The organism is Achromobacter sp. NPDC058515 (genome assembly GCF_042721735.1).
Classification (GTDB): domain Bacteria; phylum Pseudomonadota; class Gammaproteobacteria; order Burkholderiales; family Burkholderiaceae_B; genus Achromobacter.
Window position 1 is genome coordinate 263,776 of sequence record NZ_JBHXNI010000004.1, and the last position, 12,041, is coordinate 275,816.

At 66.5% G+C, this 12,041-nt stretch carries 9 protein-coding genes; 3 read left to right on the plus strand and 6 right to left on the minus strand.

The features are described from left to right. Positions 1-49: 49 nt before the first annotated feature. A complete protein-coding gene (gene htpX, locus ACFWP0_RS09975) occupies positions 50-931 on the plus strand; it encodes a protease HtpX (RefSeq protein ID WP_377841623.1) in 882 nt (293 codons plus the stop codon). Between the two features lie 62 nt (positions 932-993). On the opposite strand, the gene ACFWP0_RS09980 is transcribed toward htpX, so the two are convergent. Then, positions 994-2,385: an L-serine ammonia-lyase gene (locus ACFWP0_RS09980; RefSeq protein WP_377841625.1), complete on the minus strand. Its 1,392-nt coding sequence runs from the start codon at positions 2,383-2,385 to the stop codon at positions 994-996. Positions 2,386-2,560: 175 nt separating this feature from the next. On the opposite strand from ACFWP0_RS09980, the gene ACFWP0_RS09985 reads away from it, so the two are divergent. Then, positions 2,561-4,222, plus strand: coding sequence for a Na/Pi cotransporter family protein (locus ACFWP0_RS09985; RefSeq protein WP_377841627.1), 1,662 nt, complete (start codon positions 2,561-2,563; stop codon positions 4,220-4,222). Positions 4,223-4,351: 129 nt separating this feature from the next. Here ACFWP0_RS09985 and ACFWP0_RS09990 read toward each other — a convergent pair whose 3' ends face one another. The 3 genes from ACFWP0_RS09990 to polA form a co-directional block, all read right to left on the minus strand. Beyond that, positions 4,352-5,140, minus strand: coding sequence for a dienelactone hydrolase family protein (locus ACFWP0_RS09990; RefSeq protein WP_377841629.1), 789 nt, complete (start codon positions 5,138-5,140; stop codon positions 4,352-4,354). A gap of 51 nt (positions 5,141-5,191) precedes the next feature. Further along, entirely contained in the window at positions 5,192-6,031 is an 840-nt protein-coding gene (locus ACFWP0_RS09995) for a ZIP family metal transporter (protein WP_377841630.1), read from the minus strand. 129 nt (positions 6,032-6,160) lie between these two features. Further along, positions 6,161-8,878: a DNA polymerase I gene (polA, locus tag ACFWP0_RS10000; RefSeq protein WP_377841631.1), complete on the minus strand. Its 2,718-nt coding sequence runs from the start codon at positions 8,876-8,878 to the stop codon at positions 6,161-6,163. Positions 8,879-8,930: 52 nt separating this feature from the next. On the opposite strand from polA, the gene ACFWP0_RS10005 reads away from it, so the two are divergent. Then, a complete protein-coding gene (locus ACFWP0_RS10005) occupies positions 8,931-9,557 on the plus strand; it encodes a TIGR00730 family Rossman fold protein (protein WP_377841871.1) in 627 nt (208 codons plus the stop codon). A gap of 40 nt (positions 9,558-9,597) precedes the next feature. Here ACFWP0_RS10005 and ACFWP0_RS10010 read toward each other — a convergent pair whose 3' ends face one another. Continuing rightward, complete coding sequence (locus tag ACFWP0_RS10010) at positions 9,598-11,022, minus strand: M20 family metallopeptidase (RefSeq protein WP_377841633.1); 1,425 nt, start codon at positions 11,020-11,022, stop codon at positions 9,598-9,600. Positions 11,023-11,131: 109 nt separating this feature from the next. After that, positions 11,132-11,995, minus strand: a complete 864-nt coding sequence (locus ACFWP0_RS10015) for a LysR family transcriptional regulator (RefSeq protein ID WP_377841635.1) — start codon at positions 11,993-11,995, stop codon at positions 11,132-11,134. Positions 11,996-12,041 lie beyond the last annotated feature (46 nt).

A 12,041-nucleotide genomic window follows, 5' to 3' on the forward strand; every position in this document is an offset into this window, starting at 1 on the left:
CGCCATGTCGAACCCGGGCTATTTCCCGCTCGCAGAGGAACAAAAAAACATGAAACGCATCATCCTGTTCGTCGTCACCAACCTGGCCGTCATGCTCGTGCTGTCGGCCACGCTGCGCATCCTGGGCGTAGACCGCATCATCACGGCCAACGGCCTGAACTTCAACGCGCTGCTGATCTTCTCGGTCGTGGTGGGCTTTACCGGCGCCATCATCTCGCTGCTGATAAGCAAGCCGATGGCCAAATGGAGCACCGGCGCGCAGGTGCTGGACCCTAATGCGCCCCGGAACCAGCGCGAAGCCTGGCTGGTGGACACGGTCCATCAACTGGCCGACCGCGCCGGCATCGGCCGCCCGGAAGTCGCCATCTATGAAGGCGCCCCCAACGCATTCGCCACCGGCGCATTCAAGAACGACTCGCTGGTCGCCGTGTCGACGGGCCTGCTGGAGAGCATGAGCGAGGAAGAAGTCGCCGCCGTGCTGGCCCACGAAGTGGCGCACATCGCCAACGGCGACATGGTCACCCTCACCCTGATCCAGGGCGTGGTGAACACCTTCGTCGTGTTCCTGGCGCGCGTGGTCGGCTACTTCATCGACCGCGTCGTGTTCAAGAACGAACGCGGCATCGGCCCGGGCTACTTCGTCACCGTGCTGGTCTGTGAAATCATCTTCGGCGTCCTGGCATCGATCATCGTGGCCTGGTTCTCGCGCCAGCGCGAATACCGCGCCGACGCCGGCTCGGCCCACCTGATGGGCGCCCGCGAACCGATGATCCGCGCCCTGGCCCGCCTGGGCGGCCTGGAGCCGGGCGAACTGCCCAAGTCCTTCGAAGCCTCCGGCATCACCGGCAAGGGCGGCCTGGCTGCCATGTTCGCCTCGCACCCGCCGATCCCGTCGCGCATCGCCGCGCTGCAGAACGCCCGCGTGGTCTGAACGCCGCCGGCAGCAAAAAGCCCCTCTTCGAGGGGTTTTTTTTTGACGCGGCCCTGGGGCGGTCAGCACTCGACGATGTTCACCGCCAGGCCGCCGCGCGCGGTTTCCTTGTATTTGGTCTTCATGTCGGCGCCGGTCTCGCGCATGGTCTTGATGACCGAATCCAGCGACACATAATGCTGGCCGTCGCCGCGCAGCGCCATGCGGGCGGCATTCACCGCCTTGATGGACGCCATGGCGTTGCGCTCGATGCACGGAATCTGGACCAGCCCGCCGACGGGGTCGCAGGTCAGGCCCAGGTTGTGCTCCATGCCGATCTCGGCGGCATTCTCGACCTGCTCGACCGAGCCGCCCAGGGCCGCGGCCAGGCCGCCCGCCGCCATCGAGCACGCCACGCCCACTTCGCCCTGACAGCCGACTTCGGCGCCCGAGAGCGAGGCGTTGTACTTGTAGAGCAGCCCGATAGCAGCGGCGGTCAGCAGGAAATCCCGCACGCCCTCGCGGTTGGAGCCGGGAACGAAACGGTCGTAGTAGTGCAGCACGGCGGGAATGATGCCCGCCGCGCCGTTGGTCGGCGCCGTGACCACGCGGCCGCCGGCGGCGTTCTCTTCGTTGACCGCCATGGCGTACAGATTGACCCAGTCCATGACCGACAAGGGGTCGGACAGCGTGCGTTCGGCGCGCTGCGTCAGGTTGCGATAGAGCTCCGGCGCGCGGCGGCGCACCCGCAAGGGGCCGGGCAGTTCGCCGTCCGCTTCCGGGTAATTGATGCCACAGCCGCGCGACACACAGTCCTGCATGACCTGCCAGATGCGGTCCAGGCCGCTGTCCACTTCCGAGGCGTCGCGCCAGGTCAGCTCGTTCTTCATCATGAGCTGGGCCACCGTCAGCCCGCTCTCGCGGCACATGGCCAGCAGTTCGCGGCCCATGCGGAACGGATATGGCAATTGATTGTGCGCGGCGATGACCTGGCTGTTCGACGCGCCGGCGGTCACCACGAATCCGCCTCCCACCGACAGGTAGCGCGACTCCCGCAGCGACTCGCCGCTGGCGTCGAAGGCATGGAACTTCATGCCGTTGGGATGTTCAGCCATCGCCTCGCGGCGGTAGAACATCATGTGCTCCTTTTCCACGAAAGGCAGCGGGTACTTTCCCAGCAGCGGCAGCTGGCGGCTGGCGCGCACCGACGCGACCATGCCGGCGATGGCGGCGGGATCCACGGTGTCGGGCGCCTCGCCCATCAGGCCGAGCAGTACGCCCTTGTCGGTGCCGTGGCCCTTGCCGGTGGCGCCCAGCGATCCGTAAAGTTCGGCCCGGACGCTGGCGACGCGCGGAATCAGGCCGTCGCGCTCCAGGCCCTGCGCGAACAACAGCGCCGCCCGCATCGGGCCCACCGTATGGGAGCTCGACGGGCCTATGCCTATCTTGAACAGATCGAATACGGAAACGGCCACGCAGAACTCCAATACATCCACAAATGATCAGGCAATGATACGCGCAGGCAGAGGCATACGCGGCAAAGCCCCGCCGGGCGTATCCTGTATTGCCCGGACGGGTTTCCCCGCCCGGCCTGGCATGCGATCATTACAGAATTATTACTTGTCATAAAAAGAACGGAAACCCGCCTGGATGTCTGGAATCATTACCCTGCTTGACTTCGCCGGCTACGTTGCGCTGCTCCTCTGGGGCGTGCATATGGTCCAAACGGGCGTGCAACGCGCCTTCGGGGCCGCCTTGGGCGCGGCGTTGGGGCGGGCCCTGGGCACCCGGTTGCGGGCCTTCGCGGCAGGCCTGGGCATCACCGCCGCCCTCCAGAGCAGCACCGCCACCGGATTGATGATCACCGGCTTTGCCGCCGGCGGGGTCGTGGGCCTGGTGCCGGCCCTGGCCGCCATGCTGGGCGCCAACGTCGGCACCACGCTGATCGTCCAGCTGCTGTCCTTCGACCTGACCGCGTTGGCCCCCATCCTGATCCTGGCGGGCGTCTGGATGTTCCGGCGCTATCCGCCGGGACGCACGCGCGACCTGGGCCGGGTCTTCATCGGCCTGGGCCTGCTGCTGCTGTCCCTGCACCAGCTGGTCGAACTCTTCGAACCGTTCCAGACCGCCCCGATGCTGGGCATGATCCTGGACGCCCTGGCGACCCAGCCCGTGGCGGCCGTGCTGCTGTCCGCGGCCTTTACCTGGGCGGCGCACTCCAGCGTGGCCGTGGTGGTGCTGGTGATGTCTTTGGCCAGCCACAACATGGTGGCGCCCCACGTCGCCTTCGCGCTGGTGCTGGGCGCCAACCTGGGCACCGCCATCAACCCGATGATCGAGGGCGTGACCGGCGACGATCCCGCCGCCCGCCGCCTGCCGCTGGGCAACCTGCTGACCCGGGTGCTGGGCGTGCTGGCCGGCCTGCTGCTGCTGCCGGTGCTGCAGCCGCTGATGAGCGGACTGGCCAGCGAACCGGCGCGCGCCGTGGCCAACTTCCATACGCTGTTCAACGCGGTCATCGCGCTGGTTTTCCTGCCGCTGCTCACGCCGTACGCCGCCCTGCTCACCCGCTGGCTGCCCAAGCGCGCCGATCCAAACGACCCGTCCCGCCCCCAGTATCTGGACGAATGGGCGCATGACGTGCCGGCCGTGGCCCTGGGCAATGCGGCCCGCGAGGCCCTGCGCATGGCCGACATGCTGCAGACGCTGCTGCTTTACGCGCGCGCCGGCTTCAAGCGCGACAATCGCCATCGCCTGGTGCAGGCGCGCCAGTTGGACGCCGCGCTGGACAAGCTGGAAAACGCCATCACGACCTACCTGGCCACGCTGGACCAGGAAAACATGACGCGCGACGACATCCAGCGCATGGACGATATTCTGGCGTTCGCCAGCAATATCGGCCATGCGGGGGACATCGCCCACCACGGCCTGCTCAGCCACGTTGCCAAGCTGCGCAAGCAGGGCTGGGTCTTCTCGCCCGAGCAGCGCGCCAGCCTGGACGACACCCTGGGCCAGCTCATCGCCAACCAGCGCACCGCCGCCGCCCTCTTCGTCAACGACGACCTGCGCCAGGCCCGCTCGCTGGCTGGCGAAAAGGCCCGATTCCGCACGATCGAAACGCAGGCCGCCGACACGCATCTGCAAAAGATCAAGGCGGGCGAGGTCGACGCCGCCGAAGTCGGCGCGCTCTACCTGGACATCCTGCGGGACATGAAGGGCATCAACTCCCATCTGGTCGGCGCGGCGGCCTATCCGCTGCTGGCCCGCCACGGCGAACTCCTCCCCAGCCGCCTGCGCGAAGCGGGGAATTAAGGCCCCCACGCCGCACTCGCTTCGCTCGCATGCCGCCCCCCGAGGGGGCTGCCTGTATGGACTGGGGCCCGCTGTGGGCGCAAAAAAACCGACCCGTGCGGGTCGGTTTTTTTTAAGCCGTCATGCCAGTCACAAATACCGCGTAAACCACTCCAGCATCCGGCGCCAGCCGTCCTTCGCGGCCTCGGGCTGGTAGCTCGCCCGGTAGTCCGCCAGGAAGGCGTGGTCGGCTTCGGGATACACCACGAGCTCGGACTGCTGCGCCGCGGCGTTGCCGGCGGCCAGCTTGGCCTTCATGGTTTCGACGTCCACGAGCGGGATGCTGGCGTCGCGGCCGCCATACAGGCCCAGCACGGGGCCGTGAAGTTCGTTGGCCACGTCAAAGGCCACGCGCTTGATCAGCGGACCATGGCCCACGCTGAGCTTGCCGTACCAGGCCACGCCGGCCTTTACGTCCGGATTGTGCGCCGCGTACATCCAGGTCAGGCGCCCGCCCCAGCAGAAACCCGTGACCGCGACGCGCCTGGCGTCCCCGCCGTTGGCCGCGGCCCAGGCCACGCTGGCGTCCAGATCCGAAAAGACCTGTTCGTCGGGCACCTTGCTGACCAGCTCCGAGATGAGTTTCGGAATGTCGGTGTAGGCCGAGGCGTCGCCCTGGCGCTGGTAGAGGTTGGCGGCGACCGCCAGATAGCCGGCCTGGGCTACCCGGCGGCAAAGATCCTTGATATGTTCGTGGACGCCGAAGATCTCCTGCACGACCAGCACGATCGGCAGGTCGCGCTGGCCTTGCGGCGCGGCGTAATAGGCGTCAATCGATCCATCTGCCACGGGCAGCTTGAAATCCCCGTGGACCAGTCCCTGCGTGTCCGTGCGGATCACGGTGGGAGCAACATTGCCGGCGGCGGCGGAAAAACTCATGGAGAACTCCTGTGTTGGGGTCGACAAAGCCGGCTATCCCCCGCCCCCGCCTTAGTGCCGGTGGCCATGCTCCGCTTGCGGCGCGCCAGGGCCGGCGTCGGCGCCATGTTCGTGCCCGTGGTGCATCAGTGTCGTGACGCTGTAGATCAGCGCCACGCCCACGCCGACCAGCAGCAGCTGCGGGACGGCGTCGGATAGGGATACCCGTTCGTGCATTTGCGGCATCAGGTCGGCCACCGAGATATACAGGAAGCTGCTGGCTGCAACCACCAGGATGTATGGCACCCAGTCCTGCGCCTGCTGCAGCACGAAGTACCCTATTATGCCGCCCACCGCTGAACACAGGCTGGTGAAGAGGATCAGCGCAAACGCGCGCCGCCGCTGCAGGCCCGCATTGAGCAGGACGACGAAATCGCCCAGCTTGTGCGGCACTTCATGCACGATGATCGACGCGGCGGTCAGCACGCCCAGCAGCGGGTCGGTCAGGAAGGCGGCCGCGACCAGCACGCCGTCGCACAGATTGTGCAGCGAACTGCCGATCAGGATCAGCATGCCGCCGCGTCCCGCCTCGTGGCGGTCGTGGCCCTTGTGATGGTGATGGCCATCGCCTTCATGGTGATGGCTATGGCGCAGCAGCGCGATCTTCTCCAGCACGAAAAAGCCGATCAGCGACGCCAGCATCAGGCCAAAGAGCACATGGGCGTCTCCCACCCCGGTCTCGAAGGCCTCGGGCAGCAAATGCAGCAGGGCGACCGACAGCAGCACGCCCACCGACAGGCTCACCATGTGATGCAGGTATTGGGCAAAGACCTTGTAGGCCAGCCAGCTGGCGACAAGGACGGCAATAAGGCCACCGGTGACGGTGGCAAGCAGGACCCAGAGCAGCAACATGTGGGGAGACGGAAATAGGCGGGGAAAGCGCAACATTATATTGTTGCAATCCCAAAAGCGGAAATGGGCCGCCCGGAGGCGGCCCATCGGCACTGCCGGCAGGGAACGCCCTGCCTTTGGGGGACAGCCTCAGTGGGCCTGTTCCCAGTTCTTGCCCATGCCCACCTCTGCCACCAGCGGAACCCGCAAGGCCGCCACATTGCACATCAGGCGAGGCAGCGCTTCCTTGACCACCTCCAGTTCGGCGTCCGGCGCTTCCAGCACCAGTTCATCGTGCACCTGCATGATCATGCGCGTTTGCAGCTTTTCGGCTTCCAGCCAATCCTGCACCGCCACCATGGCCATCTTGATCAGGTCGGCCGCCGTGCCCTGCATGGGCGCGTTGATGGCCGCCCGCTCGGCGCCCTGCCGGCGCGGACCGGAGGCCCCGCGGATCTCCGGCAGCTGCAGCCGCCGCCCGAAGACGGTTTCCACGTAGCCCTGCTCGCGCGCCAGCCGGCGGGTGTTGTCCATGTACATCGCCACGCCGGGATAGCGGGCAAAGTAGCGGTCGATGTAGGCCTGCGCGGCATCGCGCGTGATGCCCAGGTTGGACGCCAGGCCGAACACCCCCATGCCGTAGATCAGGCCGAAGTTGATGGCCTTGGCGGCCCGGCGCTGCTCGGTGCTCACGCCGTCCAGCGGCACCCCGAAGACTTCCGATGCGGTGGCGCGGTGGATGTCCTCGCCCGCGGCGAAGGCGCGCTGCAGGTTGGCGTCATCGGACACGTGCGCCATGATGCGCAGCTCGATCTGCGAATAGTCCGCCGACAGCAGCATGCCTTGCTCGGCGATGAACGCCTCGCGCACGCGCCGGCCCGCTTCCGTGCGGACCGGGATGTTCTGCAGGTTGGGATCGGACGACGCCAGCCGGCCCGTGATCACCGCGGCCTGCGAGTAGTGGGTGTGCACCCGCCCCGTATCCGGATTGATCATGCGCGGCAGCTTGTCCGTGTACGTGGACTTCAGCTTGGACAGCCCGCGGTACTCCAGCAGCACCTGCGGCAGCGGGTAGTCCAGCGCCAGCTTGCTCAGCACCTCTTCGTCCGTGGACGGCGCGCCGCCGGCGGTCTTGCGCACCACCGGCAACTGCATGCGACCGAACAGGATCTCGCCCAGCTGCTTGGGCGAATTCAGGTTGAAGGGCTGCCCGGCCAGCTCATAGGCCTTCTGTTCCAGCTGCAGCATTTCCTGGCCCAGCTTGTGGCTCTGGCGTCCGAGCTCGGCGGCGTCCACCTTGACGCCGTTGCGCTCGATGGTGGTCAGCACGGCCGACACCTGCATTTCCAGCCGGTAGATGCGCTCCAGCCCTTCGTCGGCGGACACCATCGGACGCAGCACCTGATGCAACTGCAAGGTGAAGTCGGCGTCCTCGGCGGCGTAATGGCCGGCCTTGTCCACCGCCACTTCGTCAAAGCCGATCTGCTTGGCGCCCTTGCCGCAAAGATCCTCGTAAGACACCCCGCTGCGGCCCAGGTAGCGCTGGGCCAGGTCGTTCAGGCCCACGCCGCGATGGGATTCCAGCACATAGGCTTGCAGCATCGTGTCTTCGGCGATGCCGGCCAGCCGGATGCCTTCGTTGGCGAACACATGGGTGTCGTACTTGGCGTGATGCAGCAGCTTGGCGCGCGAGGCGTCCTCCAGCCACGGCTTCAGCCGCGCCAGCACCTCGGCCTTGGGCAGCTGGGTCGCGCCGTCCGGACCCCGATGCGCGACCGGGATGTAGCAGGCCACGCCGGGCGCCACTGACAGGGACAGCCCGACCAGCCTGGCCTGCATCTCGTCCAGCGAGGTGGTCTCGGTATCCAGCGCCGCCAGGGACGCGCCCTGCAGCATTTCCATCCAGGCGTCGAATGCCGCCCAGTCGGAAATGATGCGGTAGTCGATCTCGGCCGGCGCGGCGGGGGCTTGCGGCGCGATCCGCGCATCGCCCGTGGGCACGCGCTCGGCATCGCCGGTCAGGTCGCGCAGCCAGGTGCGGAACCCATAGCGCTCGTACAGTTCGGTCAGCGTCGCGTCGTCGCGCGGGCGCGGCGTCAGGTCGTCCACGCTGTCCACGTGGCCGGCCAGGTCGCAATCGCACTTGACGGTCAGGAGCTGGCGCGTCAGCGGGAATTTCGGGATGGCTTCGCGCAGGTTGCTGCCGGCCACGCCCTTGACGGCTTCGGCGCCCTCGATCAGCTTGTCGACGGAGCCAAATTCCGTAATCCATTTGGCTGCCGTCTTGGGCCCCACCTTGGTCACGCCCGGGACGTTGTCCACCGTGTCGCCCACCAGCATCAGGTAATCCACGATGCGGTCGGGCGGCACGCCGAACTTGTTGACCACGCCCGGCTCGTCCAGCACTTCGCCCGTCATGGTGTTGACCAGGGTGACGTGGCTGTTGACGAGCTGCGCCAGGTCCTTGTCGCCCGTGGAGACGATAGTGTGCACGTCGAGCTCGGCGGCGCGGCATGCCAGGGTGCCGATCACGTCGTCGGCTTCCACCCCTTCGATGGCCAGCACCGGCCAGCCCAGCGCGCGCACCGCGCGGTGGATGGGCTCGATCTGCGCGGCCAGGTCTTCCGGCATGGGCGGACGGTGCGACTTGTATTCCGGGTACAGATCGTCCCGGAAGGTCTTGCCGCGAGCATCGAAAATACATGCGGCATACTCTGCCTTATGGTCAGATACAAGCTTGCGCAGCATATTCACCACGCCGTAGAGCGCACCCGTGGGTTCGCCTTGCGCGTTGCGCAAATCAGGCATAGCGTGGAAAGCGCGGTACAAGTAACTTGAACCGTCGACCAGTAATAGAGTTTTTTTCATGGTTACAAAGGCAGATATGGAAACACCCGCCGGCAAACAAATTCCGCTGATTATGTCAGAGATACGGACGGCGGCAGACAAGCTCGCAAACATCGGGCCCGCAGTCAGCGTTTTCGGCAGCGCACGAGTCAGCCGCAATTCTCCCCACTATGAAACCACCATCGCAATCTCGGCCGCACTGGCCGAAGCAGGCTTTGCGGTGATAGCAGGCGGTGGCCCCGGCATCATGGAGGCCGCCAACAAGGGCGCATTCGAAGCAGGAGGCACGAGCGTCGGCTTGAACATCAGCCTGCCGCACGAAGCGCACAACAATGAATACCAAACCATCAGCCTGTCGTTCGAGTACTTCTTTCCTCGCAAGGCGGCGTTCTTCATGCACAGCTTCGCCTATGTGGCGATGCCGGGCGGGTTTGGCACCCTGGATGAACTCTTCGAAGCGTTGACGCTCATCCAGACGGGCAAGGTTCCCCCAGCCCCGATCGTGCTGGTGGGCAGCGAATACTGGTCCGGACTGGCCGAATGGCTGGGCGGCCAGGTGCTTGCCAACGGCATGATCGGCGCGCACGACCTGGATCTTTTCATCATCGAGGATGATCCGATCAAGGTGGTGCGCAAGGTGGTGGAATTTCACGAACAGGTCAACTCGGGCGAGCAATACGCGCCGTCCATGCCAGCCTGAACGATAGCGGCCATCCTTGGGGATGGCCGCCGCGCCCCTCTCATTTGCGCATGAACGATGGCAATACCTCCGCCGGAATCGGGCAGACGTAGGGCTGTCCGCGGCGCGTCTCGATCAGTTCCGCCTTGGCGCGGGCCAGCGCCTCGGGGTTCGAATAGAGATCGGCGGCGGTCGCCGCGATGATCTTGGCCGCGTGCGCCATGCCCTTGTGCGCCATGGACATCTTGCCCTGCGCCACCATCTGCCAGGAATGAAAGGGCGTGCCGTAGGCGTAGCACGCGCCCCAGCATTGCGCGGTGGGCGTGACCCAGCTCACGTCGCCCACGTCCGTCGACCCGTACGTGATCTCGGCCTTGCCCGGCTCGTACGGCGACACGCCGCTAAAGAGCGGCGTCGGATTGCGCAGCACCGCGCCCAGGTTCTTGCCCGCGTTGTCGATATCGTCTTCCGAGATCGAATCCCACATGCGGCGCGCGGCCTGCTGCTCGCCCGCCGTGTACTGCGGGCCTTGCAGCGCTTGCATGTTGGCGTACATGACCTGGTTGAGCACGTCGTTGGGGATGTAGTTGGAGCAGGCCTTGTCGAACACGATGTCCAGCTCGCAGCCTGTCATCAGCGCCGCGCCGCGCGCCACGTTCTTGACCCGTTCGTAGAGCTCGGCCGCCTGGGAATTGATGGGCGCGCGCACCAGGTAGAGCACCTCGGCGCGCGCCTGCACCACGTTGGGCGAAATTCCGCCGCTGTTGGTCACGGCGTAGTGCACCCGCGCATCGGGCAGCATGTGCTCGCGCAGGTAATTCACGCCCACGTTCATCAGCTCCACCGCATCCAGCGCGCTGCGCCCCAGGTGCGGGGAATTCGCGGCATGCGCGGCAATGCCGCGGAAACGGAAGTACGCCTGGATGTTGGCCAGCGACGACTGATGGAAGATCCCGGTGTGCGACGCGGGATGCCAGGTCAGCGCCGCGTCCAGTTCATCGAACAGGCCGGCCCGCGCCATGAAGGTCTTGCCGGACCCGCCCTCCTCGGCCGGACAGCCGTAAAAGCGGATTGTGCCGGGCAGTCCGTTCGACTGCAGGAACTCCTTCACCGCCACTGCCGCGAAATGCGCGGCAGTGCCCAGCAGATGGTGGCCGCAGCCATGGCCGTTGCCGTTCGGCGTCTCGGGCGATGGCTGGCACGCATAGGCGCCGCTCTCCTGGCTCAAGCCGGACAGCGCGTCGTACTCGCCCAGGATGCCGATCACCGGGCCGCCGCTGCCGGCCTCGGCCACGAAGGCCGTAGGGATGCCGGCCGCGTCTCGCGTGACGCGAAAGCCCGCCTCCTCCAGCATCGCGATGTGCAGTTCGGCCGACTTGTGCTCGTCGTAGCGCAGCTCGGCCAGGCTCCAGATGCGGTCGCTCAGTTCAGCATAGCGCTCGCTGCGCGCGTCGATGAACGGCTCGAGTTTGTCGATGGCACCCATTGCGTCTCCTGTGGCGGTTTTGTGAGTGGAAAAGGAATACCTGTATTCATACCTTGAATACCTGCAACGCCGCCAGACGGACGCGGGGGTCCTGCGCCCCGCTTGCCGCTCACGACAGCGCCCTGACGATAGCCTCCCGGGCGAGCCTGGTGAAGTCGCTTTCACCGGGGCGCGCGGGCAGGAGGCGGAACTCCACCGCCGGCAGCGCCGGCAGGCCAGGCGCGTTCAGGCGCGCGATGCCCGGCGCCAGGGCAGACTCGTTCAGGCAGGCCACGCCCAGCCCCGCCGATATGGCCAATTGCAGGCCCGCCACGCCGGAAGCCACATGCGCGACGGAGTACGCCAGGCTGCGGCGCGACAGCAGCCGTTCCACGTACTGGCGCAAGGCGCAGGTCTCCGGCAAGACCAGCAGGGGCAAGGGCCCGGGCGGCGCTTCGGCTGTGCCTTCGGCCGCCATCCACAGCAGGGGCTCGCGGCGCAGCAAAGCGCCCGGCGCGCGGCCGCGGGCCGCGCCCCGCTCCTGGATGACCATCGATATGCCCACATCGATTTCACCGCGCTCATAGGCTGCCTCGATGGCGCCGCTCTTCATGATCGTGACGTGCAGGCGCACCTGCGGATACTGCTCGTTCAGGCGCCGCAGCATGCGCGCCACGTCGCCGGGCCGGAAGTAATCCGTGATGCACAGGCGCAGCTCGCCCCTCAGGGCGACGCCGCGCAGATCCCGGTACGCCTCGTCGCTCAAGGCCAGGATCGCGCGCGCGTGCGCCAGCAGGCGCGCGCCGGCCGGCGTGGCGGCCACGCCGGCCTTGCCGCGCACCAGCAGCGGCTGGCCGGCGCGGTCCTCCAGCTTGCGCATCTGTTCGCTGACCGACGATTGCGAGAGAAACACTTTCGGGGCCGCCGCCGTGAGGCTGCCGGCATCCAGCACGGCAACCAGCGTGCGCAACTGGTCCAGATCGAATCCAGGCATGGTTTATCCAACGGATTTATCGATGGATTAAATCGTAGATTCCCGC

Coding starts and splice junctions, on each gene's coding strand:
- polA (WP_377841631.1), bottom strand. CDS start 8,878: ATGAAAAAAACTCTATTACTGGTCGACGGTTCAAGTTACTTGTACCGC.
- ACFWP0_RS10010 (WP_377841633.1), bottom strand. CDS start 11,022: ATGGGTGCCATCGACAAACTCGAGCCGTTCATCGACGCGCGCAGCGAG.
- ACFWP0_RS10015 (WP_377841635.1), bottom strand. CDS start 11,995: ATGCCTGGATTCGATCTGGACCAGTTGCGCACGCTGGTTGCCGTGCTG.
- ACFWP0_RS09990 (WP_377841629.1), bottom strand. CDS start 5,140: ATGAGTTTTTCCGCCGCCGCCGGCAATGTTGCTCCCACCGTGATCCGC.
- ACFWP0_RS10005 (WP_377841871.1), top strand. CDS start 8,931: ATGTCAGAGATACGGACGGCGGCAGACAAGCTCGCAAACATCGGGCCC.
- htpX (WP_377841623.1), top strand. CDS start 50: ATGAAACGCATCATCCTGTTCGTCGTCACCAACCTGGCCGTCATGCTC.
- ACFWP0_RS09985 (WP_377841627.1), top strand. CDS start 2,561: ATGTCTGGAATCATTACCCTGCTTGACTTCGCCGGCTACGTTGCGCTG.
- ACFWP0_RS09995 (WP_377841630.1), bottom strand. CDS start 6,031: ATGTTGCTGCTCTGGGTCCTGCTTGCCACCGTCACCGGTGGCCTTATT.